This is a genomic window from Pedobacter sp. T50_32, assembly GCF_057652195.1.
Genome location: NZ_JBYFBY010000002.1, coordinates 937,800 through 962,686, shown reverse-complemented (window position 1 = coordinate 962,686; position 24,887 = coordinate 937,800). Strand labels below are relative to the sequence as shown.

Here is a 24,887-nt window from a genome sequence, read left to right as displayed (position 1 = left end):
ACCAAAAATCTAAACATCCAAAAAACCAAACATCTATAAATCAACGAAAAAACATATTTTTGTTTCACAAATAACACACCATGAAAAAAGTATTAATTACCATCGCTATCGTTTTCGCCGTACTGCTAATTTCTGCGGCGGCTGTACCTTATCTTTTTAAAGACCAGATTGTTGCCAAAGTAAAATCGGTTATTAACGAGAAAGTAAATGCCAAAGTAGATTTCAAAGAATTTGACCTGACCTTAATTCGTTCCTTCCCGAAAATGGGTATTCGTTTAAACGATTTATCGGTTATTGGTGTAGACAGTTTTGCGCAAGATACCCTAGCCAACATTAAACAACTGCAGCTCGATTTGAATTTAATGAGCGTAATTAAAGGCGAAACCTACGAAATTAATGCAGTGAGTTTGCAAGAACCCACCATTTTGGCAAAAGTACTGAAAAGTGGCAAAGCAAATTGGGATATTATGAAACCAGATACTGCTGCAAAACCCGGCGATACGGCTAGTACTGCATTTAAAGCTGCGTTAGAAAAATACTCGATTGAGAAAGGAAAAATCACTTATGACGATGCATCGTTGAATTTCTTTTTGCAAGCCGAAAACTTGAACCATAGTGGTAAAGGGAACTTTACGCAAGATATTTTTACGCTAACCACTTTATCTGATATCGAAAAATTGACGGTAAAATATGGCGGTATTCCATACTTAAATGGCGTTGTTTTAGATGCGAGTTTGCCTTTAGAAATGGATATGAAGCAAATGAAGTTCACGTTTGGCGAAAATAAAATCAAACTGAACGAATTGGTGCTTTCGGCAGTGGGTTATTTGGCAATGCCTAATCAAACCGATATGGTAATGGATTTAAAATTTGATGCACAACAATCTGATTTGAAGAACTTCCTTTCGTTAATTCCGGCAATTTATGCCGCCAATTTTAAGGATATGGAAGCGACTGGAAAATTTGGCGTAGATGGTGTAGTGAAAGGAACTTACAACGAAAAAACTATCCCAACTTTTAATTTGAACTTGGGCATTGTAGATGGAAAAATCAAATATCCATCGTTGCCATCTGCTATCAATAACATTCAAGTGAAAGCAAATATTGCTAACCCAGACGGAGTTTTAGACCATACGGTAGTGAACATTCCAGCTTTCCATTTAGAGTTTGGTAAAGCACCTTTGGATGGACGTTTGTTGGTGAAGAACCCAATGAGCGACCCATTTGTGGATATGGCTTTGAAAGGAAACTTAGATTTGAAACAACTGACTACAATCTTCCCATTGAAAGACATGACGATTTCTGGCGTGGTGTTGGCTGATGTTCAGGCTGCAGGTAGAAAATCATCTGTAGATAAAGGGCAATACCAAGATTTTAAAGCTTCGGGACAAATGCAGGCGAGCAATTTCGTGTACGCTGGTAAAAATGTACCAATGCCGGTAAGTATCCCATCTGCTAAAATGACTTTCAGTCCGAAGAATATTACCTTGAGTAATTTGGTAGCGAAGCTTGGTAAAAGTGATTTTGATGCAAATGGTTCAATAAATAACTACTTGAATTACGTTTTCAAAAAGAACCAATTGTTGGAAGGTAATTTCAATTTATCATCTAATTATATTGATGTAAATGAGTTGATGGGACCGAAAACTACCGAAGAAACTAAAAAGGAAGAAGTGCCATTGACTGTTTTTGAGGTGCCAGCGAATATCAATTTCAATATGGCTTTAAAAGCAAACCAGTTGAAGTATGATAAATATGATATCAAGAATGCAAAAGGAGCGTTGCAGGTAAAGGATAGAACGGTTTACTTTAAAAATTTAGGTATGGATATGGTTGGCGGAACTGTCAAAATGAATGGTTCGTATGCGACTATCAATCCTAAAAAACCGAAAGTGGATGTAGATTTTGGAATGGAGAAAATTGATATTCAGCAGGCGTTTAATATGTTTAATACCGTGAAGTTGCTGGCGCCAATTGCGCAATATGCTAAAGGTAGTTTCTCTACCAATTTGAAATTCAATTCTGATTTGGACGAGAAAATGATGCCGATTTATTCTTCTATTAATGCAGAAGGTTTAGCAAATATCATTCAAGCGGTGGTAGATGGTTTTGAACCCGTAACTAAATTGGCCAATACTTTAGGCGTAACCGAGATGAAGAAACTAGAGGTTAATGATTTGAAAACGAAGTTCAGAATTGATAACGGTCGTTTAATTGTAGCGCCTTTTGATATTAAAGTTAAAGGCATAGCTATGAATGTGGCGGGTTCTAATGGTATAGACCAATCTATGGATTACGATTTGATTTTGAATGTGCCAAGGGCGATGTTGGGCACGAAAGCTAACGAAGCTGCAAATTCTGCAATGGCTGCGTTAAACAGTAAGTTGGGCACAAACGTATCTATGGGCGAAACCATTAAAATTAATGCGGATTTGTTGGGTACTTTCTTAAAACCGAACATCAAGCTAAAATACGGCGCTGGCGACGGAACTGCTAGTGGTGCTGCAAAAGCAGTGGTTAATCAGGTAGTTGCCGAGAAGAAAGCAGAGCTAGAAGCTAAGGCAAAAGAGAAAGTAGATACTTTGAAGAAAAAAGCAGTAGAGAAAGCGACTAACGAAATTGGTAATAAGCTGAAAGGTTTGTTTAACAAGAAGAAAAAGGATACGTTATAGGGTAGTAAAATTGTAGCTGTGTAAACTTCGTAAGTTTTAAGAACTTACGAAGTTTTTTATGTGCAACTTACATGAATTAGATGAATAAGGTCTGCGTGTTTACGATGTGTCAGTTCAAATATATAGCTACTCGTAAGTGCAGTAGCGTTGTAAAATAAACCTTGGCGAAGCGGTTTCCCGATGTTAAGCAATGATTTTAATTCTTAATCTTTTGCTTAGGTCTTGCACAGGCTGCCATCGGGATTAGCGAAAGCAAAGGACTGCTTTTGCCAAGTGCTGTGCAGGCGCTTTTCTAAATTTAAATTAAGGAAATGTTAAGCTTTGCTTTTTTGCTATCTTCGCATCATGTATCGTTTGGTAAAACCTGTATTCTTCAAATTCGACCCAGAAAATGTACACCATTTTGTGGTAAAACGCCTTAAATGGTTTAATGATGTGTTTCCTTTTGGCAAATCGGTGCTGAGGGGAAGTTACGATGTAAGCTTTAGGGGCTTAGAACGTGAGGTTTTTGGACTAAAGTTTAAAAATCCGGTAGGTTTGGCCGCAGGTTTTGATAAAAATGGAGAATACGTAGAAGCGCTGAGTAATTTGGGTTTCGGTTTTATTGAAGTAGGTACGGTGACGCCTTTGCCACAGCCTGGTAATGATAAACCTCGTATGTTCCGTTTGCCAGAAGATGCTGCGCTGATTAACCGCATGGGCTTTAACAATAAAGGTGTAGATACGATGGCAGAACGTTTGCGCCTATTAAAGGACAGACATCCGGAGATTATTGTGGGTGGGAACATTGGCAAAAACAAAAACACACCGAATGAAGATGCGGTTTACGACTATATCAAGTGTTTTGACAGGTTGTTTGATGTGGTTGACTATTTCGTTGTGAACGTAAGTTCTCCAAATACGCCAGGGTTGCGTGCATTGCAAGAGAAGGCGCCTTTAATGGAACTGTTAAACACTTTGCAAAAGCGTAATTGTAAAAACAGCATATCTCGACCAATTCTATTGAAAATTGCACCAGATTTAACCGATGAACAATTGGATGACATCATCGAGATTGTGAAGGAAACAGCGATTGCAGGTGTTATTGCCACTAACACAACCATTAGCAGAGAGGGTTTGTATGCTCCAGAAAACCTCAAAGGTGAAATGGGAGGTCTAAGTGGCAAGCCGCTAACCAATCGTTCTACAGAAGTGATCCGTTATTTATCGGAAAAATCTGGCAAGGCTTTTCCAATTATTGGTGTAGGTGGTATTCACTCTGCTAAAGATGCAGAGGAAAAGCTAGCTGCCGGAGCTTCGTTAATACAGTTGTACACTGGGTTTATTTACGAAGGTCCGGGATTGATTAAGCGTATCTGCAAAGCGCTAGCTTAATCTTCTTCACCTTCCAGGTGTGCTCTTAAGCTGGTATGTAAAATGTAATTCCAACCTTCGGTAAAGCTTTCTTTGGAGAAGTCGGTTCCGCCTTCGGCTAGCGTTTGCACATCAGAATGTACCAATCTTACAATGGTTTTGTCGCCTTTGTCCATCAATTGCCAGCATACTAAAGAGTTTCCAGGATAATTGTCGTAACGCCATGAGTATGCTAGTTTTTCGTTTTCGGCAACTTCCGTAATTTCACATAAGTGTAAGTATTGTGGTCCACTATCTGGTCCGCCCATAAAGTCGAATTTAAAGCCAACTTTAGGTTCAAATTTTTCAATGTCGAAATACCATTTTTTCATTTCATTGGTATCTGTTAAGGCAGTCCACACTTTGGCTGCGGGAGCGTTAAAAGTTCTCTCCACTAAGATGCTTTCTTTTTTCATCTGCTTAAATTTTTAGTTTCGGCTATGCTCAGCTTTAGATCTAACAATTCAAGTTTTATTTTGATTGTATTATTTTTAAGTGGCTGATTTTCATGAATAAAAAAATAATCTCAAATGTTATTTGGAATTATTCTAAATAATTAGCTATTTGCAACATCAGCTCTATTTAATATGTGTAAAAAAACGATGATTGCAAATTCTGGCGATATACAGATTACGCAATGCAATAACTGTAAAATGATTAATGTTTGGAAGCCCGGCTTACTGCTCAGCTTTTCGTTTAATCAGTTTTACGAGTTTACTAACGTGGCTAGGCAACTTAATTTCGATAAGTTTTTCGAATACAGTCCAGATGGTAATAGAGTTGTGATCTTAGCTACGCCGTTTCCAGATATTTGTTTGAAGTTTACCAGAGCAGAACTGCATGATTTCGTACATGCCATAGATGAGGCGATGTATATGCATCGGGTGTACGAAATGGTGCATCATTAGATTTTTAATATTTGGTTGTTTTTAACGAATGAAGGGGCTTTTGGGCCCCTTCGTTATTCATGTTCTTTGTGTGCAATTCTTAATGTTTTTATTTGCCTTTGCTAATCACGCTTGCTACTGCCTCACTGTCTAATTCGTTATCACCATAGTTAAATATTGCTAAGCTGTGTTGCATTTCAAATTCTAACACATTACAGTTAAAGCTGTTTGGTTCAATGGCGTACATCACAAATAAACCGCCACCAGAATTTGGACAAGTAATACATCTAATTACGGTTGTACAGGTTTGGTTGGCTAAGGCTTGCCATTCTGCCATGTGAGCAGCAGCATAGGCTGATATTTCCGACCAACAACCTTTACTTGGATCTACAGGTTTAACATCATCCAGTACGGGAACAAATACGTTGTTTTTGGTCGATACTTTTTTAATGATTACTGGTTCTCCTTTTTTGCTCAAGGCTGCTTTTAGCTCTACTTTGCTGCCAACTAAAATGGCATTTTCTGTTGTGCCTCTTTCTGCGGCTACTTTAATAGCTACAGAAAAACGCTCGTCTTTCTGAAGTTCTTCTACATCTTTTTTACAGGCGAAAAAAGTTACCAGCGCTAAGGCTAAAATTCCGATGATTTGAATACGATTTTTCATAATTTTTAAGTTTTATTAAATGACGATGAAATGATTACAGAAACTTTTCATTAATCATTTAAGGTTAATATTCATTGTTGTTTCACTGAGATATCAAGTACACCTTAAAGTTGTTACCCCTGTTTTCGAAAAAATATTGAAAATCAGTTGATATGTTTAATTTGAATTATGAGTTTTACTCTTTTTTAGAGTTGATTAGCAAAGGTTTATAGGAATATTTTGTAGGTTTGTTACTGAAAATTTTTACGCTTCATCCTATGTTTTTAAGAAGCTTTAAGCCGATCCTACCTATACTTTTTATTTTTTCTACTGCCTTTGCTCAGGTAACTAAGCAGGATATAGACAGTTTAAACACTCGTGCAAAAGATGTAACGGATTTCGATTCGAGTATTGCGCTAACGGATAAGGCAATTGAAGCTGCGAAAAACATTAATTATACTAAAGGTTTAACTGCAGCGGTATTAACCAAAGGTGTACATCTTTTTAACAGAAACCAGTTCGAAGAGGCACTTCGTTTTCTGAATGATTGGGAAAAAGTGATTTTACAATCTGGAGAATTCGCTAAAATGTCGCATCTCTATGCCTTGAGAGGAAATTGTTATAGTAGATTGTTTTTTTTTGATAAAAGTAGAGAGTGCTTAAACCAAGCTTTGATTTACGCTGCGCAAATTACTGAAAGTCAAGCTAAAAATAGTAATCTAGGTAGAGTTTACGCCATTTTTGCTAATAATATTACAGGTAATACTGAAATTCCACTAAATGTAGATTCATTGCTGTACTACCGTAAAAAGTCTTTCTTTTATGGCAATAAGATAGTTGGAAAAGGTAATGCAAAGGCTCTAGCATTAATTCAGGCTGTAGGTATTGGTAGAGCTTATTCCATGAAGAAGAATTACGATTCTGCTCATCATTATTTCGATTTATCTCTAACATTAGTAAAAGAGCATAACCTAGAAAAGTACGCAGTAGAGATTTACATGGGCTACGGCGAAATTAATATAGCTAAGAAAGAACTCGATAGAGCGGTTATCAACTACAAGAAAGCATTGAGTTTAGCTGTTCGTACTAAAAATATTGGAAATATTAAAGCGTGTAATCAGAAATTGGCTTGGCTTTACGAAGAAATTGGTAATCTTGAAAAGTCGCAAGAGCATTTAAAGGAATTTAGCAAACTTACGGATAGTCTAATTCCTGTAGATAGTCGTGCAATGAAAACTGCCTCAGAAATGATTGTAGAAGATAAGGAGGAGGTTTTTGAAGACAAGAAAACGAATTATACTTTACTTATTGTTATCTGTATTTTAATTACTTCTGCGCTAATTTATTTTTGGGCGAAGTTTAGTAAGCGGCATAAAAGAGTAGACCAGTTATTGAAAGAGAAACAGCAACATCTTGAGGAGAAGTTGGCTTATCTTAAAACGAAAAAGTTAAATGATAAGGTGGAAGATGATGTACTTAAGGATATTATTAATTTGGCAATGGCTAATGACCCAGCCTTCCTGATTAGATTTCAAGAATTCCATCCAGTATTTATACAGAAATTAATGGAGCAAGCACCTAATTTGGTGACTTCAGATTTACTGATTTGCGCACAGTTACGCCTAGGTTTCTATACTAAAGAAATTGCTAGGTATACCAAAACGTCAGTTCGTTCCGTAGAAGGAAAAAAATATCGCATTAGGAAAAAACTAGATATTCCTGCTTCAGATGATATCAATGTTTGGGTGATGCAGCTTTAAATGAAATTATTTAGCTAAATAAACTTGAATCTCTGCTTGTTTTTACTAATAAAATTAGTAATATTTGCGGTATGGCAAAGGTAGCGAAATCTAAATCTCTAAATTCTGTAGCAATAAAATATGCAGTAGTGGATATAGAAACTACTGGGGGCAGTGTATCTAATAGTAGGATAACCGAGATTGCTATTCTATTGCATGATGGTAATAAAGTAACAAAGCGTTGGAGCCGATTGGTTAATCCTGAAATGCCAATTCCTTTACATATTACTGCGTTAACGGGGATAGATGAAGCCATGGTGGCTAATGCTCCAACCTTTGCGGAACTGGCTGATGAGGTTTACCAGTTATTATCTGATTGTGTTTTTGTGGCTCACAACGTCAACTTTGATTACTCTTTTTTAAGAGGACAGTTAGCTGCCTGCGGCTTAACATGGAATGCAACTAAGCTCTGCACAGTTCGCTTGTCGAGAAAATTGATACCAGGGTTGCCATCTTATAGCTTGGGTAAACTTTGTAGCGCTGTGGCTATCGAGTTAAAGGATAGACATAGGGCCATGGGAGATGCTGAAGCAACCGCTATTTTATTCGGTATGTTGTTAGCGAAGGACGAGAAGCAGCTCATTAAAGGAATGATTTCGAAAGCATCTCCAGAACAACGCTTGCCACCCAACGTGCCCGAGGCCGATTTTAAAGCTTTACCAGAAAGTGCAGGTGTTTACTATTTCCATAATCGTGGAGGTAAGGTGATCTACGTGGGTAAGGCAATCAATCTTAAAAAAAGAGTAGCCTCGCATTTTAGTGGTAATACTGACAGCGCAAGAAGACAACATTTTTTACGTGATATTTATGCCATTTCGTTCGAACGCTGCGGCTCCGAATTGATGGCTCTGCTTTTGGAATGTGCGGAAATACAGCGTTTGTGGCCGATTTATAATAGTGCCCTTAAACGTTTTGAGGCAAAATACGGTTTGTACCATTATGTAGCTGTTAACGGTTATAGTTATCTGGCAGTTGGTCCCTTGCCTAAACAACATCAGTCAGTAAAAACTTTTGATAGAGAGGTAGACGGACTTAATTATTTGGCAGAAATGTCTGAGAAGTTCCAGATAGATCAGCGTTTTTGTCGCTATGGTAAAGCTTCAGTGTTACGTTCTGAACAGGAAATGCCAGCATTGACGGTGCATAACGAAGCGGTGGAGCAGTTGCTAGCACACATTGCCACAGCCATGCCAAGTTTCATGATTTTGCAACAGGGAAGGGCAAACGAAGAGCAGGGTTGTATTTATGTAGAAAAAGGTAGTTTCTGTCGTATGGGATATGTAGATGCGCAGCAATCCCTTGATGAAGTTGAAATTAAAGAGCACCTGCAGGGGTACAAAGGCAATCATTATATCTTGCAACTAGTAATGGGCTATGCACAACGATATCCCGCTAGGGTGAAATGGTTAAGTAATTAGGCTAAAAATGTTATTTTTTGAGCAGATCTTGCCATTTTCATCTTCTGAAACTACAGCATATATAAAAAAATGACTTTCTATATTTTATTCAATGAAAAAGCCCACAGACATCCGTCTCTGGGCTTTAAACCAAACAAACTATTTCTTTGAAGAATACTTTAATAACCGATAAGTAATAGAAAGGTTTTAAAAAAATTGAAAAAAAAATCAGACTTAATTATCATCGTCATTTTCATCGCCTTCCTCGTCAAAAGCCTCTGCCAATTGCGTTCCCTCACCGTCAGCAAATTCTTTTTCTTGTGGTGTGTAATCGCTATCGTCACCTTCAGAAGCATCCGTCGATTTATCTTTTGATCTACCTACTTGAAACTGTTCCAAGTTCGATACTTCCTCATCCTCTGGTTCTATATTATGAGTGTTCATTAGCACCTCCTTTTAAATTATGTTTACTACAATGCTTGCGGCACTTTGCCTTCTTCTAAGTCGGCTTTGATAGATTTAGCTGTATCAATCCACTCGGGAGCTTTTTCTTTAATTTCATCAATTTTTGTTCTTCCAAATGCGTCTGGTTTAGTCAAGTATTCAAACGCTTTGTAAATTGCGATGCCTATTAAGGCGTTCTTAATAAATCCCATATCTATTTAATTAATGTATTTAAGATATAAACAGTTGTAGGTGGAAACCGTTTGCGGTATTAGTACCTGATTTGAAAAAGTATTTGGCAGGTGGGTATGTGGTTAGCAGTATGAAATGAACAAGTTAACGAATGAACTACCCAATCCTTCTTTTAGACTTAAGGTAACGGAACGCACCAGTACTCCATAATGCCCAAGCAATTAATACAGGTTGGAAAAATAACCTAGCTAGTCGTGCTTTATCAGTGTTTAAGCCAAAAGCATCACGTTGGTTAAGGTATTGCGCAATGTTTCCCGGAAATACTGCGATATAGAACAGCGCTAGCACAATACCAACTTTCGGGCGTTCTTTTTTATAGAATAGCATGGCTAAACCTAAAGCAATTTCGGCCACACCAGAAAGTAATACAGTCGTGTCTTTATCTATGGGCACCCAATTAGGTACTTGTGCTTGAAATTCCTTCCGTTGAAAGGTAAGGTGGCCAATGCCTGCCAAAACCATAAAAAGCCCAAGAGCTATTCTTGCACCTTTTTGCAATTTATTAGTACTTGGGCTTTTAGTCAAAGTTGTCTCCATATTTACATTAACCGCTTGCTATAAGCAATTGTTTGTAAATCAGATTTTAATTGATGGCTTAACCATTATACAGTGTAAAGAATAACAAAAAATAGTTAACTATTTAAACTTGATCACTTCTACCTTGATAGTAAAATCGTCTGTAGTTTTCTCGTTTACCTGTCTATTCAGCTCCGAAAACACTACGCCGTCTGCGCCAATCTGCATTGCTTTTTGAATCACCTGCTTTCTAGTTTGTTCCTGACTGGATTCCGACCAGCCGGTACGGGCATTCATGTGTCCAATCACTTCAAAAGGTCTATCAATATCCTTTGTTGCGTAATAGCTTTTTACCATTTCGGTGGGCGGATACTTAGTCCCGAAATAATTTGGCGCATACATGGAGCATGCAGCAAGACATAGCCCAATGCCTAGGGCAACGAATTTCTTAATTGGTTTCATAATGTGGCTCTTTTGTGTGTTTTCCAAGATAAGAAATATAAGTTTAAACTGATACTTATCATTCAACAGATTTTGGAAAACCCATAATGCTTTCATAGCTTTGAACACATCCAATTATAAACCATCTCCAATAAATATTGTTGTTCCATTGGGATGTGGATTTTACATCGCTAACTAAAAATATTTATAAAATGAAGCTTGTATCCTATAAAACAGAAGATAAAGAGCATTTAGGCATTTACGCCAATGGTCATATTTACAATCTTAATTCTTGTGATAAATTGATACCCGATAACATGAACGCTTTTCTAGAAGGTGGCGAGCCTTTAATGGAAAGAGCGAAGAAAGTTAATCAGGAGATTTTGGATGGCTCACTTTCTCCAAAGGAAGAAGTTTTTTACGAACTTTTGGCACCAGTTCCGCATCCAACTTCTTGTAGAGATGGCTACGCTTTCAGACAGCACGTGGCTGCGGCTCGTAGAAACCGCAAGGTAGATATGATTGCCGAGTTCGACCAATATCCGATTTTTTACTTCACTAACCATAATGCTATTCAAGGTCCGGGCGAAATTGAATGTATGCCAGACCATTTCCAAAAATTAGATTTTGAGTTGGAAGTAGCTGTGGTCATCGGTAAAAAAGGTCGTAACATCAAAGCTTCAGAAGCCGATGAATACATCGCTGGTTACACCATCATGAACGATATGAGTGCCCGCACTTTGCAAATGGAAGAGATGTTATTAAATCTCGGTCCGGCAAAAGGAAAGGATTTTTCTACCGTAATTGGTCCGTGGTTGGTAACGCCAGATGAATTGGAGCAATATAAAGTAGCTGCGAAAGATAATCACGTTGGTAATGCTTACAACCTAAAAATGACCTGCAAGGTTAACGGCATCGAGGTTTCTAGCGGCAACATGGCCGATATGGATTGGACTTTTGCGGAAATTATTGAGCGTTGCGCTTACGGCGTAGATATTTTGCCTGGCGATGTAATTGGTTCTGGAACTGTGGGTACTGGCTGTTTCTTAGAGTTAAACGGTACAGGTTTATTGAACGACCCTAACTATCAAGTGCAATGGCTACAAGCCGGCGACCATGTAGAAATGGAAATTACGGGTTTGGGCGCATTGAGTAACAACATCACCAAGGTTGATACTGATTTTTCGATACTAGCTTTGAAAAAAAGCTAGTGTTGTAAAGTTATAAGGTTGAAAAGTTGGAATGTTGTTTTGCATAACTCATAAACTTAATGGCGAAAATAGAAAGGTTTGAGGATTTAGAAGTTTGGCAAATTGCGAAAGAAATTGCAGTTGAAGTTTATCGGATTTCTGATTTAGAGCCTATCAAGTCGGACTTTGGATTGAAGGACCAAATTAGACGGGCTGCGATGTCTTTATCCGACAATGTCGCTGAGGGATTTGAATACAATAATAATCCAGACTTTATTCGGTTCCTAGTTTATGCAAAAGGCTCGTCTGGAGAACTAAGGAACAAACTAATTATACTATTCGAATGCGAAAAAATAAATAAAGTAGATTACGAAAATTTGTACAAAAAATCAGTTGAGTTTTCCTCGAAAGCAAAAAGTTTCATCAGTTACCTGAAATCCTTCGAAGCACAAAAGAAACTAAATGCGAAAAACAAATAACTTATTTACATCCTGCATTAAAACATTTCAACTTTCCAACTTTAAAACGTTTCAACTTTTATCATGCTGACACTAAAATGCGAAGACCTTTCTCCAATGCAATTGCAAAATTATTTGCAGTACGCCATTGCACCACGTCCTATATGTTTGGCTTCAACAATTGATGCTGAGGGAAACGTTAATCTCAGTCCGTTTAGTTTTTTTAACTTATTTAGTACAAACCCACCTATTTGTATTTTTTCGCCAGCACGTAGGGTACGAGATAATACCACCAAGCATACGCTAGAAAACGTAAAAGAGGTAGGAGAGTGTGTCATCAATATTGTGAACTACGCTATGGTGCAACAAACAAGTTTGTCGAGCACAGAATACGGACAAGGCGTAAACGAGTTTGAAAAAGCAGGTTTTACCATGGAAACATCGCATTTGGTTAAACCGCCAAGAGTTGCCGAAGCACCCGTTCAATTGGAATGCGTTGTTAATCAAATTATCCCTTTGGGAGACCAACACGGTGCTGGAAATTTAGTATTAGCTGAAATTAAAGTCATCCACGTTAAGGAAGAAATTCTAGACACAGAAGGTAAAATTGACCAACAAAAAATAGATTTAGTAGCTCGTTTAGGTGGGAATTGGTATAGTCGTGTAACACCAGAAAGTTTGTTTACGGTTCCAAAACCGTTAACCACATTGGGAATAGGCGTAGATGCTTTGCCACTTTCCGTTCGTCGCTCTAAAATACTTACTGGAAATGATTTGGGCTTGTTAGGTAATGAAGAACATTTACCAAGTGACGAAGAAGTTTCAGAAATGCAATGGAATGCAAACGTGAAAGATATTCTAGATGCTACTATTGGCGATGAAACGAACAGAGAAAGAGAATTGCATGCGTTTGCCAAAGAACTAATTGCTTACGGTAAAGTTGCAGATGCTTTGAAAGTGTTGTTGCTTTAAGTAGTCCGGAAGTCAGGAACAGTATCGAGAATAAACTTTAGGGAAACCTAGTTTTTGCGGGCCAAGAAAATCATCTGAAATCTGCGGAGAAAATCTGCGTTAATCAGCGGGGGAATCAAAACTGGAAATTGCGAATTGGAAATTGAATTACTCCATCACAGTAACCGCCTTTAAGAAACGGTTTTTGTAGTAGCCTTCTAAATCGGTAATAGTTACGCCTTTAGCTTTACCAGAAGAAGAGTGAATAAATTTGATTTTTCCTTCTTCGTCGATAGAATAGATGATACCAACGTGACCTGGTCTTCTAACTTTAGAATTAGAACCTGTGAAAACTAAAACATCGCCAACTTTAGCATCAGCCAATTTAATAGCTTTACCTTTTTTAGCGAAATCTGCAGAAGAACGAGCACCAGTAAAACCAAATTGTTTGTAAACGTAGCTCACAAAACCAGAGCAATCAAAACCAACCGCAGGGTTACTAGAAGCATAACGATATCTAGTTCCAATTAGTGATTTAGCAAAGTCCATGATTTTGTTTGAAGTAGAATTAGCCACCGCCGGGATGCCGCTAATTACCTTCTCCATCATCTTTTGATACTGCATCGTTAAAGACACATTGTCCTGAGCTTTAGAGCTGAACGCAATACTACCGAGCAATAAGATGGTTAAGAGTATTTTCTTCATTGTTTCAAACTTAACTAACCAAAGCTTTAGAACCAAAAAATGTGGAAAACTAATTGGTTGTTAGATTGTTTAGCTGCTTCATTGTGTGTTGCCTAGCATCATGCTATAAAACTGCTAACTGAAAATTGAAAACTGCCAACTAAGGAGTTGTCACTGCTACAGGCAATACTTTTCCATTAAAAAACTTATGTCCGGTTCTTGCAAAATCAGCCACATATTTACCCATTTCAAAAGCCATTACTGGACTTTCGTAACCTGGGAAAGCTGCTTCCAACATTTCTGTTTGTGCAGAACCTAAAGCCAAACAATTGATTTTAATTCCAGTAGCAATTAATTCTTGCGCCATGCATTCAGTTAGCGTATGCAAAGCCGCTTTACTTGCAGAATAGGCCGCTAATCCTGGGAATTTCACACTGCCTTGAAAACCACCCATACTACCGATATTTACGATATGTGCACCCGCACTCATAAAAGGCAACGTGTAACGTGTCATTTTAAAATGGCTCATCACGTTATGTTCCAGCATCTCCGCTAAATCAACTTCTGTAGTTTCTAATAAAGGTTTGTTAATTAAAGCACCCGCGTTGTTAATCAAAATATCTACGGTACCCAATTTTTGTTCAATGAAAGGAATAAGCGCATTATAGTCATCATTTACTAAATCAAAAGCTACGGGTAAAAGTGTGCATTCTGGCGTAATGCTTTTTGCAATTTCGTGCAATTTACGTAGTTTGTCTGCAGAACGAGCAATGCAAACCACCTTGTTTTTTGTGTCTAAACTAAGTTCTAAAGCTGCTTCGAAACCTATGCCGCTACTTGCTCCAGTAATGATGATATTCATGAATAAAAATCTTTGTTGGCCGCAAAGATAGAGATTTTATGGCAGTGGAGTAACGCTTCTAAACATTCCCGACTTTTCTGTTCCTAGCCAAACATGTCTTTTATTATCAATGCCCACACAAAGTTTGTTGCCATAGCCTACTATATCTCTATTGAGTATAATTTCTTGTTGATGGTGTGCGGCAGGAGCAATATGCGTATGATACAACTTTCCTAAGCCCGTATATAGCATCAGTTTGCTAAATGTGCTGCCTTTTAAGTCTGGACTAGCAGCCATATGATCTGGTACACAGCAATCTGGTCTATTGGTATTGTCTGAGCTATTTGAGGTCATCCAAGTGAAATTATGCCACTGATAAATCCTTGTATTTGCCTTAACCTTACTAGGTAATATTTCTGACCCAGCGCAATTATACAATTTATCATAACCATCTTGAATAGGAATGACAGCAGTTGCGACGAAGGAGTTTTTTGAAGCTAAGAACATCACTTGCTGGTCACGATGAGTGTCCGTTTTTTCTGGATTTTGCTGTCGCGAAACGAAACCGTCAAGACCAGCATCATCACTGAAACTGTTGATTACGTAATCATGAAACCAAAAGCTATGGTTGTAGTGATATTTAACAGGGAACTTGGGTCTGTTCCCTTTTCCATCATCATAGCTAGGTGTAATAATTATTGGTTTCTGCCATTTATTGTTTTCTTTCTTAATGATTACGTGGCGCAAATGGTTGTCGCCATTATGCAGAAAATTTGCGCCTAAAAATATCACGTCTTGTGTAGGGTTTAATGCTAAACTTTGAATAGTAGTATCATTATTGGTAGTGGGATAACTTTTTACTCCATAAAACCAATACCATCGAGGGATGTTTTTTCAAATTGAATAGTCAATGTAGGCTCGAGTTTTTTTTCTTCTTCCTTTGGCGTTGGTTCTGGTTCAGCTTTTTTATCACAGCCGTTTAATAGAAACAAGCTAAGGATAGCCAGAAATGCGATGTGTTGTTTCATCTGAATTTTCATTATAGTGAATAAAATTAAGCTTGCTAGCTACATTATCTCATCCGTATTTTTCGGTATTTTGATATTCGTCACTCATTTGATAACCGATTTCTTTATCGATACCTTTGCGTTCCAATTAAATAAAGATGTTAGAAAAACTAAAAGAACGCAGCGAAGGATTGTGTGAATTGTGTAGTAAAAACGAAGCGACAGCTAGCTATACGGTAAGCCCGAAAAAAGAGGATGCAATTGAGAACCAAGTTGCATTATGCGAAGAATGTGCTGCAAATATTGAAGCAACCGACCAAAGTTTTTACTGGCGTGTGGTAGAAGGCAGCATTTGGAACCCAGAGCCAAGTGTGCAAGCTTTGAGCTATCGTGTTTTACAAAACTATAAGGATGAAGATTGGGCTAGCGGCGTATTAAGTATGGTCGATTTAGATGAAGATGTGATGCAGTGGGGATTGAGTGGATTGGAAGTGGCTGCGGTTCATACAGATGCTTTTGGTAATGTGTTGGAAAACGGAGATACAGTAGTTTTAACCCAGGCTTTGGATGTTAAAGGAACAAGCTTTAGTGCGCCAAAAGGTACAGTGGTTAAGAAAATCAGGTTGGTTCACGATAATCATGAACAGGTTGAAGGAAAAATCAATGAGCAAATGATTGTGATATTGACGAAATACGTAAAGAAGAATAATTGATTTTGCTTCCGTCATTTCGACGATAGGAGAAATCTAGCAACTATCATTAGCAATTTGCTAGATTTCTCTTCGTCGTTCCTCCTCATCGAAATGACGAAGAGCCTATTAATCCTCCACAGCAATTAATTGCGTAACCGGATTAGCGATAACATGAAAACCATCATTGATTAATTTCGTTAACTCTTTCTCGTTAGCCGCTTTCATTTCTAAATAAATCCTTACTTCATTTTCTAAAGCCGGATTGCTAGCTGTATGATGCAAAATCTCTAAAATCTGCAAAGCGGCAAGCCAATCGTAGCGGAATTTAGTTTTCAATTCGTTAAAAATGTCTGCTAATTTCTCTGTGCCTTCGCCAGCCTCACGAATATCTCTCACTTGTTGATACAAGGCATGCAAACGTTTTGTGCCTTCATCGTAAACAAGTTTGTGAGTTAACTGCTCGCTAATATGGGTAATTTCTTCGTAAGCATCTTTATCGGCAGCACCGTTAAAAACTGATACGATTTGCTCGCCAATAGCCATATCATAAGTTCCCCATTCTGGTTGGAACAAGATATTTCCATTTGCTTCTTTTACGGTACAATCTTCAAAGGCAATTAATATCGTTTTATCGCCTTTGCGGATGATTTCTTTTACTACGCCATTCACATTAATGCCACTTTCAAAAGTTAGCATTCCACGCTCGCCAACTTTAATACCCAAAGCAGTTAAGTCTTCCAATGTATGGTCTTCCAGCAATTTTTCTATAGCTTTTAACTTGCCAACTGGCGATGAAAAACCGTCCTTATGGTAATGTTTGCTGTGTCCTTCTAGTTCTTTTCCATCAAAAGCCAATGCAGATTGACCAGTAGTTTTAATGAAAGTTACTTCATCATCTTTGCTGATACCAACATCTGTAAACACGCCTGTAACTTGCAAACCAGAGCTGTAAACCGCCGTGCTTGGGTTTTTACATTCGATGGCTTTTAAAATACTTTCGGAGCCGCCACGTCTAAATGCCATGGTATTGGCGAAAGCTTCTAAAACGTCAATCAGGTTTTGGAAAGTTGGCGTTACAAACAGTTGTGGCTGCTCTTGCGTAATGTCGTAAGAGTAATTGATGGTGTTAATATCGTACCAGAGCTTCTTGATTTTCGGGTCCATACAGGTAGCACTTTCTCCAATTGACGAAAGTAAACCCGCACCGTAAATCTTCGGATTTTCCAATGTACCAATTAAGCCATATTCAACTGTCCACCAGTGTAGACGGCCTAATAAAGCCATTTCTGATGGTTCGCCCATGTTTTCTGCAATGAACTTTAGTTCCTTTTCTGCTTTCGCGATTTCAGCTTCATCTACATTTACGGCTTCCTTTAAAATCGAAAGTCTGCGGATGGCTTCGTAAAGCTCAAAATCTTTGCTAGAAAACATCGCTTTTGCACCGATTGAACCGAAATAACTTAGGTAAGCATTGTAATCTGTATCTGCAATAATAGGGGCGTGACCAGCACTTTCGTGAATAATGTCTGGTGCAGGTGTATATTCAATATGGTTAATTTGGCGGATATCGGCTGCAATTACCAACACTCTATAAGCTTGGTATTCCATAAAGGCCGCTGGTGGAATAAAACCATCAACGGTTACGGCACCCCAACCAATTTTGCCCAAATTGTCGTTCATGGTTTGCAAATCGGGAATATACTCGATACTTAAACCAGCCCTGTTTAAGCCTTTAATGTACGGATAATAAGCTACGTGCTTTAGATAACTATAGTTTTGACGCATTACATAACGCCAAACCGCTTGGTCAATTGGCGTGTATTTCTCATAATTTTGCTCTACTATAAATTGCCTTAAATGTCTAGGCAATTTGGCAACTTGCTCATTATTAAAGTCGTTAAAATCGCTCATTTATACATCTTGTTAATTGCACTAAATTAGCTGATTTGGGCTAGGATTGCAAGAAAATACTACTGTTTTAGTAGAAAATGACAAAGATTACTTATTTTGATTTGAACCATAAAGATGTACAAGGACATTTTAGGCTTCTGGTTTTGGTTTGTCTAGCAATGATTTTTGTAAATAGCCCTGATTGTAGCGGAAATATCCCGATTTTATCGGGAATTGTAGCGGAAAGCAGGACTATCGGGAAATAGCAGCACTAGCTTTGCGCTTCAAAAAATTAGACATCCTTTTTTACCCTGAACGAGAAATATTTTTGTGAGAAGTAACTGAATACAGCTAAAACTATTGTAATTAAGCCTTTGGAGATTGATGGGTAAAATTGAAAACCTTCTACCAAAATTTTCATTAGGGCATAATTGAGTAGGATATTAGTACAGAAAACTGTTCCGTATCTAAATAACTGAATGCGTCCTTTGAGGTTAGATTGTGTAAAAACTAAATACTTATTGAGCAGAAAACCTAGCAGAAAAGTAAATACGGCTTCGAGTCCTAAAGCGGCAATTGGAGCGGTAATTAAATAGCCATCTAGGCGGATATCTTGTTGTTTTAGGATATAATTATAGATAATGAAATAAGCTACAATACTAGAAGCAGCGGTGAAGCCGCCACTTGCCAAATACCTAAAAGTGCCGATAGAAAACCAATTTTTAAAGGGAGGATAGAAAAAATCGATGATGCGTAGCGCTAATTTCCTCATCCCTTTTTGTTGGTTAATTGCTTGTTTAACATTTTTGCTGCGTGGTTTCTGTCTAAAAATTGAAGCTTAAGGTGCCACAATGGTGAACAGATAGGCAGCAAAAATAGTTAATAATACACCGCCCTGCAATATGTTAGTTCTACCAGATCCCAATGATAGCATAATGGTAAATAATGACAGCAGCAATAGGGTTACGGATTTGGTATCGATGCCCAGCGTAATGGTCATGCCAGATACTAGCGACACAATAGAAACCGCAGGGATGGTAAGTCCGATGGTTGCCAGCGCAGAACCTAAAGCCAAGTTTAAACTTGTTTGCAGTCTGTTTTTTCTTGCAGCTCTGTAGGCCGCTAAGCCTTCTGGAAGTAAAACTACTGCTGCAATAATTACACCTACTAGCATTTTTGGAGCACCAGCGCTAATTACTGCGTTTTCGATATCTGGAGCTAGGGTTTTTGCTAATAAGACTACAATGCCTAAACAAACTAGCAATAATAATCCGCTGCTTAAAGCTACCGCTCTTGTAGGAGGTTCGGCATGCGCTTCGATTCCTTTTTCGTCGTTATCTGGTGGTAAAAAGAAATCTCTATGTCTTACGGTTTGGACTAAAACAAATGTGCCATATAGGATTAATGAAATAATAGCCACAAAGATAAGTTGGGCATCGTTATAAAAAGGACCTGCAATGCTAGTGGTGTAATTTGGCAACACCAATGTAAGCGTTAAAATGGCTGCGAGGGCAACTAAAGCTGCTTTAACACCATCTAAACTGAAGCGTTGCTGCTTAAATTTAACACCTCCGGCCAACAAACAAATGCCGACCATACCAGTGAGAATAATCATCACTGCAGCAAAAACGGTATCTCTAGCCAGTTCTTCTGTACCAGGACCTCCTGTAAGCATTAAAGAAACGATAAGCGATACTTCGATGGTAGTTACTGCTAAAGCGAGGATTAGTGTTCCGAAAGGTTCACCAACTTTGTGTGCTACCACCTCTGCATGGTGAACTGCTGCCAAAACACTGCCAATAAGAAGCGTAACTAACAATATTGTTCCAAAACTGCCCATGCTGTCGAGAGGCAGAAAGTAGGCTATCCAAGCTAAAATAGGTAGGGCAATTGTCCAGAGCGGAAGAGGTAATTTTTTAAGCATGTCGTTCAATTATCGATATGAGTGTTTTGGGTAATTTTCAAAAATATAGAAATTGCATTCTTAAACAAGTTATCTGTGTAAAGATTAAATTACTAAAATGTAAGTAAAAATTTAAGTTGTAACTTAGTTCAGAACAAAATCCACCTCACTAACACAAAAAAATGAAAAGATGTTTTTTCTTTTTGGCTTGTAGCGTCTTCACGTTTGCTGCATCTGCCCAAATAGATACTTCGGCTTACAGAGCAACAGCTAATACCATCCAGAAAAAATATGCCCCAGATAAACGTTCTGTGTATTTTGATGTTCGGTTTAAAGGTGATTCGGTTTTTGTAGAAAGTACATCTGAACAGGCTGTGACTGCTTTCGGAAATTCCTTTTCAGCAAATGAGAAAGCAAAGCTGATGTCGTCTGTATTACCGTCGAAACAGTTGAAAGACCAGATTTATGGCGTAACCACGATATCGGTAGCTAATAATAGGAGCAAGCCTTTTCACGGCGCAGAGCTGATGACGCAGACCTTGTTAGGTACACCTATTCAAATTTTGAAAAAGCAGGGCGGATTTTATTTAGTGAAATCTCCAGATGGTTATTTAGCTTGGACTGATGGTGGTTCTATCGCTTTGATGAATGAAAGTAAGTTTAAGGAATGGCAAGCTGCAGAGAAAGTGGTTTACGTAAACGATTACGGACACGCTTTGGCAAAGACAGATGTTGGCACTGCAAGAATATCTGATTTGGTGAACGGTAATATTTTGAAAGTTTTGGCAGCTGAAGGTTCTTTTACTAAAGTAGGTTTTCCAGACGGGAGAGAAGCTTTTGTGCCTACAAAAGACGTAACCGATTATGGAACCTGGTTAAATAGACCAATCCCTAACGCTGACGCAATTTTGAAAACTGCGCAAACCTTAATTGGTGTACCTTATTTATGGGGTGGAACCTCAATTAAGGGTGTCGATTGCAGTGGTTTTACTAAAACTGCTTACTTTTTAAATGGCGTGATTATCCCACGTGATGCATCACAGCAAGCTTTAGTTGGCGAAAAACTGGATGTAACGGAAAACGATTCGGTGAGTGTAGAAAAATGCTTGAAAAATCTAAAAGCTGGAGATTTGATGTTCTTCTCAGCCGCGAAACGCAGAGGCGTTAACGGTGGTCGTATTAGTCACACCGCAATTTATATGGGCAACGGTGAATTTATCCAATCTGCAGGGATGGTGAAAATTAGCAGTATTTTGCCTACAGCAGCAAATTACGATGAATATCAAACCGAAACCTTGGTAGGCGCAAGGCGGATTTTAACACAGATCAATCAGCCAGAAATTACTAAAGTAGAAAAGCACGATTGGTATTTTAGCAAGAAGTAATGAGCATTACAATTTATCATAACAGCAGATGCAGCAAAAGCAATACTGCGTTAAAAGAAATCACACAAAGTGGAGAACCTTTTGAAGTGGTTAATTATTTAGAAACTGTACCTAGCATTGCAGAGTTGAGGTCTATTTTAGCTAAACTAGATTTGAAACCTTTTGATATTGTTCGTAAAACGGAGAAAATTTATCTGGAGAAATTCAAAGGCAAGGAACTGTCTGATGAAGAATGGATCAATGCACTGCACGAAAATCCAATTTTAATACAAAGACCAATTATCGTTAATGGCAACAAGGCAGTTATTGCGAGAAGCGAAGAAGCGATTGATAGTATTCTATAAAGAAAAAGCCCCAAAATTTGGGGCTTTAAGTATTACTAGTTGCTTAACAAGCTTCTCCAGCTTACCTTGCTTTCAATTGTCCAATGCAAATCTTTAATTTCAATACGTTGTTGCTCCATCGTATCTCTATGACGTATCGTAACCGTATTGTCTTCTAAAGTTTGGTGATCTACCGTGATACAGAAAGGCGTACCCACGGCATCTTGTCTACGGTAACGTTTACCAATAGCATCTTTCTCTTCGTAAATACAGTTAAAATCAAATTTCAATGCATCCATTACTTCACGAGCTTTTTCTGGTAAACCATCCTTTTTAGTTAAAGGGAAAATAGCCGCTTTAATTGGCGCCAATGCTGGGTGTAAACGCAATAAAGTTCTACTGTCTTGTCTTTCTGGCGTACTCAAATCTTCCTCTTCCAATGCGTTAATCATCGTTAACAAGAACATTCTATCTAAACCAATCGATGTTTCAATTACATAAGGAACATAGTTGCCATAAGGTTTTCCGTTCTCATCCAATTCAGCATCAAAATACTGCATTTTCTTACCGCTAAACTCTTGGTGTTGCGATAAATCGAAATCAGTTCTACTGTGAATACCTTCAACCTCTTTAAATCCAAATGGGAATTCAAATTCGATATCTGTAGCCGCATTTGCATAGTGCGCCAATTTTACGTGGTCGTGGTAACGATATTTTTCTGCTGGCGTACCCAAAGCTTTATGCCATTTCAAACGAGCTTCTTTCCAGTATTCGAACCATTTTTTGTCTTCACCTGGACGAACAAAGAATTGCATTTCCATTTGTTCAAACTCACGCATACGCATAATGAACTGACGGGCAATTACCTCATTTCTAAAGGCTTTACCAATCTGTGCAATACCGAAAGGAATTTTCATTCTTCCCGTTTTTTGCACGTTCAAGAAATTTACGAAAATACCTTGTGCGGTTTCGGGACGTAAATAAACTTTTTCACTTCCATCTGCCATAGCGCCAAACTGCGTATCAAACATCAAGTTAAACTGACGTACATCGGTCCAGTTTTTAGTGCCACTCACCGGACAAGCGATTTCATGCTCCTCAATTAATGCTTTTAAACGAGGTAAATCCTCTACTTTCAAAGCATCATCCATATCAGCTTGCAATTTTGCAGCTTTTTCAGTTTTGCCGTCTTTCTCGTATTTGGCAATCTTGTCTTCCAATAATTGGTCGGCACGATAACGTTTTTTCGAATCCTTATTGTCAATCATCGGGTCGTTAAAACCATCAACGTGACCACTCGCTTTCCAAATTTTTGGATGCATAAAAATTGCAGAATCAATGCCTACAATGTTTTCGTGCATTTGCACCATTGCTTTCCACCAATAAGTTTTAATGTTGTTTTTCAACTCCGCACCCAATTGTCCGTAGTCGTAAACTGCACTTAAACCATCATATATTTCGCTGCTTTGAAACACAAAACCGTATTCCTTTGCATGTGATATTACATTTTTAAAAAGTTCGTCGTTATTTTTCTGAGCCATAGTGCGCCAAAGATAATAAAAAAGGTAGAGGGTTTAAAGGCGTAAAACTTAAGGTTTTTGAAAAGCAATTTTAGTACTAATCTGTTCCGAAAGCCCTGCACTTCGCTACAATCTTTTTGTGTTAGCGTAACTGCTATCCGTTGTCACGCTGAGTTTATCGAAGCGTCTACTAGTTAGCAAATATCCTTCGACGAGCTCAGGATGACACCACAAAAAGTATTTCCGCTGCGGTCAGGTTTAATTAACAAATGATAACATTTCAAACTTTGCGTTCTTTGCGAAACTCTTCTGTCCTTTGCGTTAAAAACGGATAATCAACTAGTATGAATTTAGGTGGTGAAAAAATAAACGCAAAGTTTTTTGAAGCTTTTGCGAAGCACCGCAAAGAAAGATTAAAACTAATGCGAGTTACATCTCTTATTGGGTTAAAAAAGGAATAAACCTAATTTTTTACTACTTTCGGTTGTTTACAAAGAAATAGATAAATGAAGAGAATACTTTCCATAGATGGCGGTGGCATTCGCGGGATTATCCCAGGGATGATGTTAGTAGCTTTGGAAGAACGCATTCAAAAAGCAACAAAAAATCCAAATGCCCATCTCATAGATTATTTCGATTTCTTTGCCGGAACCAGCACTGGCGGTATTCTATTGTCTATACTTTTGTGCCCAAGCGACGAAGATCCTCTTAAACCGAAATATACTGCCAAACAAGCATTAGATATTTATTTAGAACACGGCGAGGAAATTTTTTCAGCAAAACCATGGCGACGCTTTTTGAGTAGGTTTGGCTTATTGAGCGAACTTTACGACGCTACCATTTTAGAAAAAGTATTGTACGGCTATTTCGGTGACAAGAAATTAAGTGAGTTGTTACGGCCTTGTATCATCACTGCTTATGACATAGAACTGCGTAAAAACCATCTATTTCGCCAGCAAAAGGCAATATCTCACGGCGATTCACGAGATTTCTACATTAGAGATGTTTGTCGGGCAACATCTGCAGCACCAACTTTTTTCGCCGTTGCAGAAGTTTTCTCCCTGGCAAAAACTCGGTATCCTTTAGTAGATGGAGGTGTATTTGCGCATAACCCATCTTTATCAGCTCTGCTAGAAGTAATAAAAAGTCACAACACTTATAAAATAGATGATATTTGGATCTTGTCTTTGGGTACAGGCTTATCAAAAATCTCCTACAATTACGAAGATTTTAAGAAGAAGAGAGCAATTTCCATCGGTCCTGCATTGGTAGATATTATGAGCAGCAGTTCCGCAGAAAGTACCAATTATTTCCTCAAACAGTTGTTCCATTCAGTTAAAAAAATCAATAACTATATTAGGATAGAGCCAAGCAATCTTTCGTCCATCAACTCTTCTATGGATGCAGCTTCTAAATCCAATATTCAAAAAATTGTATCGCTTGGCGATAAATTGGTGAGTGAAAATGAAAATCTATTAGACCAAATCGTAATTGGACTTATTGAAGATAAACCGGATAAAAAAGAAGAGTCTGTTTGGAACTTCTTAAAGAGGTAACAAGCTTGAAACTTAGCGTTGTTAAATTTCTCAGGTGGTAAAAC

At 38.1% G+C, this 24,887-nt stretch carries 26 protein-coding genes; 12 read left to right on the top strand and 14 right to left on the bottom strand.

Going from position 1 to position 24,887, the window contains the following annotated elements; translation table 11 throughout:
- Positions 1-80: 80 nt before the first annotated feature.
- Positions 81-2,672: an AsmA-like C-terminal region-containing protein gene (locus AC23ME_RS09500; protein ID WP_487727522.1), complete on the top strand. Its 2,592-nt coding sequence runs from the start codon at positions 81-83 to the stop codon at positions 2,670-2,672.
- 345 nt (positions 2,673-3,017) lie between these two features.
- Positions 3,018-4,046 carry a quinone-dependent dihydroorotate dehydrogenase gene (locus AC23ME_RS09495; protein ID WP_487727521.1) on the top strand — a complete coding sequence of 343 codons (1,029 nt, stop codon included), beginning with the start codon at positions 3,018-3,020 and terminating at the stop codon, positions 4,044-4,046.
- Here AC23ME_RS09495 and AC23ME_RS09490 read toward each other — a convergent pair.
- The gene (locus AC23ME_RS09490; protein WP_487727520.1) at positions 4,043-4,480 is read right to left on the bottom strand and encodes an SRPBCC family protein; all 438 of its coding nucleotides are present in this window, start codon (positions 4,478-4,480) and stop codon (positions 4,043-4,045) included. The genes AC23ME_RS09495 and AC23ME_RS09490 overlap by 4 nt on opposite strands.
- A 171-nt stretch (positions 4,481-4,651) precedes the next feature.
- Between AC23ME_RS09490 and AC23ME_RS09485 the strand changes: the two genes are divergently transcribed.
- Complete coding sequence (locus AC23ME_RS09485) at positions 4,652-4,972, top strand: hypothetical protein (RefSeq protein WP_487727519.1); 321 nt, start codon at positions 4,652-4,654, stop codon at positions 4,970-4,972.
- 88 nt (positions 4,973-5,060) lie between these two features.
- Here AC23ME_RS09485 and AC23ME_RS09480 read toward each other — a convergent pair whose 3' ends face one another.
- Positions 5,061-5,615, bottom strand: a complete 555-nt coding sequence (locus tag AC23ME_RS09480; RefSeq protein WP_487727518.1) for a hypothetical protein — start codon at positions 5,613-5,615, stop codon at positions 5,061-5,063.
- Positions 5,616-5,872: 257 nt separating this feature from the next.
- Here AC23ME_RS09480 and AC23ME_RS09475 point away from each other — a divergent pair, with 257 nt between their 5' ends.
- Positions 5,873-7,354, top strand: a complete 1,482-nt coding sequence (locus AC23ME_RS09475) for a hypothetical protein (RefSeq protein WP_487727517.1) — start codon at positions 5,873-5,875, stop codon at positions 7,352-7,354.
- Between the two features lie 71 nt (positions 7,355-7,425).
- Positions 7,426-8,811: an exonuclease domain-containing protein gene (locus AC23ME_RS09470; RefSeq protein ID WP_487727516.1), complete on the top strand. Its 1,386-nt coding sequence runs from the start codon at positions 7,426-7,428 to the stop codon at positions 8,809-8,811.
- 213 nt (positions 8,812-9,024) lie between these two features.
- Here the strand turns inward: AC23ME_RS09470 and AC23ME_RS09465 are convergent, their stop codons facing one another.
- From AC23ME_RS09465 to AC23ME_RS09450, 4 genes are all read right to left on the bottom strand, one after another.
- Complete coding sequence (locus tag AC23ME_RS09465; protein WP_487727515.1) at positions 9,025-9,234, bottom strand: hypothetical protein; 210 nt, start codon at positions 9,232-9,234, stop codon at positions 9,025-9,027.
- Between the two features lie 26 nt (positions 9,235-9,260).
- On the bottom strand, positions 9,261-9,446 hold the full coding sequence (locus AC23ME_RS09460) for a YtxH domain-containing protein (protein WP_487727514.1): 186 nt from the start codon (positions 9,444-9,446) through the stop codon (positions 9,261-9,263).
- A gap of 136 nt (positions 9,447-9,582) precedes the next feature.
- Positions 9,583-10,023 carry a DoxX family protein gene (locus AC23ME_RS09455; protein WP_487727513.1) on the bottom strand — a complete coding sequence of 147 codons (441 nt, stop codon included), beginning with the start codon at positions 10,021-10,023 and terminating at the stop codon, positions 9,583-9,585.
- A gap of 99 nt (positions 10,024-10,122) precedes the next feature.
- A complete protein-coding gene (locus AC23ME_RS09450; protein ID WP_487727512.1) occupies positions 10,123-10,560 on the bottom strand; it encodes a hypothetical protein in 438 nt (145 codons plus the stop codon).
- A 95-nt stretch (positions 10,561-10,655) separates the two neighbouring features.
- Between AC23ME_RS09450 and AC23ME_RS09445 the strand changes: the two genes are divergently transcribed.
- From AC23ME_RS09445 to AC23ME_RS09435, 3 genes are all read left to right on the top strand, one after another.
- Positions 10,656-11,654 carry a fumarylacetoacetate hydrolase family protein gene (locus AC23ME_RS09445; protein ID WP_487727511.1) on the top strand — a complete coding sequence of 333 codons (999 nt, stop codon included), beginning with the start codon at positions 10,656-10,658 and terminating at the stop codon, positions 11,652-11,654.
- Positions 11,655-11,713: 59 nt separating this feature from the next.
- On the top strand, positions 11,714-12,112 hold the full coding sequence (locus tag AC23ME_RS09440; protein WP_487727510.1) for a four helix bundle protein: 399 nt from the start codon (positions 11,714-11,716) through the stop codon (positions 12,110-12,112).
- A 63-nt stretch (positions 12,113-12,175) separates the two neighbouring features.
- Positions 12,176-13,063, top strand: coding sequence for a flavin reductase family protein (locus tag AC23ME_RS09435; RefSeq protein ID WP_487727509.1), 888 nt, complete (start codon positions 12,176-12,178; stop codon positions 13,061-13,063).
- A 147-nt stretch (positions 13,064-13,210) separates the two neighbouring features.
- Here the strand turns inward: AC23ME_RS09435 and AC23ME_RS09430 are convergent, their stop codons facing one another.
- From AC23ME_RS09430 to AC23ME_RS09415, 4 genes are all read right to left on the bottom strand, one after another.
- On the bottom strand, positions 13,211-13,747 hold the full coding sequence (locus tag AC23ME_RS09430; RefSeq protein WP_487727508.1) for a C40 family peptidase: 537 nt from the start codon (positions 13,745-13,747) through the stop codon (positions 13,211-13,213).
- A 139-nt stretch (positions 13,748-13,886) separates the two neighbouring features.
- Entirely contained in the window at positions 13,887-14,588 is a 702-nt protein-coding gene (locus tag AC23ME_RS09425) for an SDR family oxidoreductase (RefSeq protein WP_487727507.1), read from the bottom strand.
- 36 nt (positions 14,589-14,624) lie between these two features.
- On the bottom strand, positions 14,625-15,359 hold the full coding sequence (locus AC23ME_RS09420; RefSeq protein ID WP_487727506.1) for a hypothetical protein: 735 nt from the start codon (positions 15,357-15,359) through the stop codon (positions 14,625-14,627).
- Between the two features lie 65 nt (positions 15,360-15,424).
- Positions 15,425-15,595 (bottom strand): hypothetical protein, encoded by a 171-nt coding sequence (locus AC23ME_RS09415; RefSeq protein ID WP_487727505.1) that lies wholly within the window; start codon positions 15,593-15,595, stop codon positions 15,425-15,427.
- 137 nt (positions 15,596-15,732) lie between these two features.
- On the opposite strand from AC23ME_RS09415, the gene AC23ME_RS09410 reads away from it, so the two are divergent.
- The gene (locus AC23ME_RS09410) at positions 15,733-16,287 is read left to right on the top strand and encodes a PhnA domain-containing protein (RefSeq protein ID WP_487727504.1); all 555 of its coding nucleotides are present in this window, start codon (positions 15,733-15,735) and stop codon (positions 16,285-16,287) included.
- Positions 16,288-16,392: 105 nt separating this feature from the next.
- On the opposite strand, the gene AC23ME_RS09405 is transcribed toward AC23ME_RS09410, so the two are convergent.
- The 3 genes from AC23ME_RS09405 to AC23ME_RS09395 all read right to left on the bottom strand — a co-directional run bounded on the left by AC23ME_RS09405 (position 16,393) and on the right by AC23ME_RS09395 (position 20,080).
- The gene (locus tag AC23ME_RS09405; RefSeq protein ID WP_487727503.1) at positions 16,393-18,177 is read right to left on the bottom strand and encodes an aromatic amino acid hydroxylase; all 1,785 of its coding nucleotides are present in this window, start codon (positions 18,175-18,177) and stop codon (positions 16,393-16,395) included.
- A gap of 271 nt (positions 18,178-18,448) precedes the next feature.
- Complete coding sequence (locus AC23ME_RS09400; protein ID WP_487727502.1) at positions 18,449-18,928, bottom strand: GtrA family protein; 480 nt, start codon at positions 18,926-18,928, stop codon at positions 18,449-18,451.
- A gap of 66 nt (positions 18,929-18,994) precedes the next feature.
- Positions 18,995-20,080: a calcium:cation antiporter gene (locus AC23ME_RS09395; protein WP_487727501.1), complete on the bottom strand. Its 1,086-nt coding sequence runs from the start codon at positions 20,078-20,080 to the stop codon at positions 18,995-18,997.
- 161 nt (positions 20,081-20,241) lie between these two features.
- On the opposite strand from AC23ME_RS09395, the gene AC23ME_RS09390 reads away from it, so the two are divergent.
- Positions 20,242-21,444 (top strand): C40 family peptidase, encoded by a 1,203-nt coding sequence (locus AC23ME_RS09390; protein WP_487727500.1) that lies wholly within the window; start codon positions 20,242-20,244, stop codon positions 21,442-21,444.
- Entirely contained in the window at positions 21,444-21,788 is a 345-nt protein-coding gene (locus AC23ME_RS09385; RefSeq protein WP_487727499.1) for an arsenate reductase family protein, read from the top strand. The genes AC23ME_RS09390 and AC23ME_RS09385 overlap by 1 nt, the downstream gene beginning before the upstream one ends.
- A gap of 35 nt (positions 21,789-21,823) precedes the next feature.
- Here AC23ME_RS09385 and AC23ME_RS09380 read toward each other — a convergent pair whose 3' ends face one another.
- Positions 21,824-23,308, bottom strand: a complete 1,485-nt coding sequence (locus AC23ME_RS09380) for a glycine--tRNA ligase (protein ID WP_487727498.1) — start codon at positions 23,306-23,308, stop codon at positions 21,824-21,826.
- A 485-nt stretch (positions 23,309-23,793) separates the two neighbouring features.
- On the opposite strand from AC23ME_RS09380, the gene AC23ME_RS09375 reads away from it, so the two are divergent.
- Entirely contained in the window at positions 23,794-24,843 is a 1,050-nt protein-coding gene (locus AC23ME_RS09375; RefSeq protein WP_487727497.1) for a patatin-like phospholipase family protein, read from the top strand.
- Positions 24,844-24,887: the final 44 nt, after the last annotated feature.

What these genes read in the sequence shown, in the direction of transcription:
- AC23ME_RS09470 (WP_487727516.1), top strand. Translation starts at nt 7,426, where the DNA reads ATGGCAAAGGTAGCGAAATCTAAATCTCTAAATTCTGTAGCAATAAAA.
- AC23ME_RS09380 (WP_487727498.1), bottom strand. Translation starts at nt 23,308, where the DNA reads ATGGCTCAGAAAAATAACGACGAACTTTTTAAAAATGTAATATCACAT.
- AC23ME_RS09415 (WP_487727505.1), bottom strand. Translation starts at nt 15,595, where the DNA reads ATGAAACAACACATCGCATTTCTGGCTATCCTTAGCTTGTTTCTATTA.
- AC23ME_RS09410 (WP_487727504.1), top strand. Translation starts at nt 15,733, where the DNA reads ATGTTAGAAAAACTAAAAGAACGCAGCGAAGGATTGTGTGAATTGTGT.
- AC23ME_RS09495 (WP_487727521.1), top strand. Translation starts at nt 3,018, where the DNA reads ATGTATCGTTTGGTAAAACCTGTATTCTTCAAATTCGACCCAGAAAAT.
- AC23ME_RS09500 (WP_487727522.1), top strand. Translation starts at nt 81, where the DNA reads ATGAAAAAAGTATTAATTACCATCGCTATCGTTTTCGCCGTACTGCTA.
- AC23ME_RS09450 (WP_487727512.1), bottom strand. Translation starts at nt 10,560, where the DNA reads ATGAAAGCATTATGGGTTTTCCAAAATCTGTTGAATGATAAGTATCAG.
- AC23ME_RS09425 (WP_487727507.1), bottom strand. Translation starts at nt 14,588, where the DNA reads ATGAATATCATCATTACTGGAGCAAGTAGCGGCATAGGTTTCGAAGCA.
- AC23ME_RS09430 (WP_487727508.1), bottom strand. Translation starts at nt 13,747, where the DNA reads ATGAAGAAAATACTCTTAACCATCTTATTGCTCGGTAGTATTGCGTTC.
- AC23ME_RS09400 (WP_487727502.1), bottom strand. Translation starts at nt 18,928, where the DNA reads ATGAGGAAATTAGCGCTACGCATCATCGATTTTTTCTATCCTCCCTTT.
- AC23ME_RS09480 (WP_487727518.1), bottom strand. Translation starts at nt 5,615, where the DNA reads ATGAAAAATCGTATTCAAATCATCGGAATTTTAGCCTTAGCGCTGGTA.
- AC23ME_RS09440 (WP_487727510.1), top strand. Translation starts at nt 11,714, where the DNA reads ATGGCGAAAATAGAAAGGTTTGAGGATTTAGAAGTTTGGCAAATTGCG.
- AC23ME_RS09445 (WP_487727511.1), top strand. Translation starts at nt 10,656, where the DNA reads ATGAAGCTTGTATCCTATAAAACAGAAGATAAAGAGCATTTAGGCATT.
- AC23ME_RS09485 (WP_487727519.1), top strand. Translation starts at nt 4,652, where the DNA reads ATGTGTAAAAAAACGATGATTGCAAATTCTGGCGATATACAGATTACG.
- AC23ME_RS09435 (WP_487727509.1), top strand. Translation starts at nt 12,176, where the DNA reads ATGCTGACACTAAAATGCGAAGACCTTTCTCCAATGCAATTGCAAAAT.
- AC23ME_RS09465 (WP_487727515.1), bottom strand. Translation starts at nt 9,234, where the DNA reads ATGAACACTCATAATATAGAACCAGAGGATGAGGAAGTATCGAACTTG.
- AC23ME_RS09490 (WP_487727520.1), bottom strand. Translation starts at nt 4,480, where the DNA reads ATGAAAAAAGAAAGCATCTTAGTGGAGAGAACTTTTAACGCTCCCGCA.
- AC23ME_RS09405 (WP_487727503.1), bottom strand. Translation starts at nt 18,177, where the DNA reads ATGAGCGATTTTAACGACTTTAATAATGAGCAAGTTGCCAAATTGCCT.
- AC23ME_RS09455 (WP_487727513.1), bottom strand. Translation starts at nt 10,023, where the DNA reads ATGGAGACAACTTTGACTAAAAGCCCAAGTACTAATAAATTGCAAAAA.
- AC23ME_RS09375 (WP_487727497.1), top strand. Translation starts at nt 23,794, where the DNA reads ATGAAGAGAATACTTTCCATAGATGGCGGTGGCATTCGCGGGATTATC.
- AC23ME_RS09460 (WP_487727514.1), bottom strand. Translation starts at nt 9,446, where the DNA reads ATGGGATTTATTAAGAACGCCTTAATAGGCATCGCAATTTACAAAGCG.
- AC23ME_RS09395 (WP_487727501.1), bottom strand. Translation starts at nt 20,080, where the DNA reads ATGCTTAAAAAATTACCTCTTCCGCTCTGGACAATTGCCCTACCTATT.
- AC23ME_RS09475 (WP_487727517.1), top strand. Translation starts at nt 5,873, where the DNA reads ATGTTTTTAAGAAGCTTTAAGCCGATCCTACCTATACTTTTTATTTTT.
- AC23ME_RS09385 (WP_487727499.1), top strand. Translation starts at nt 21,444, where the DNA reads ATGAGCATTACAATTTATCATAACAGCAGATGCAGCAAAAGCAATACT.
- AC23ME_RS09390 (WP_487727500.1), top strand. Translation starts at nt 20,242, where the DNA reads ATGAAAAGATGTTTTTTCTTTTTGGCTTGTAGCGTCTTCACGTTTGCT.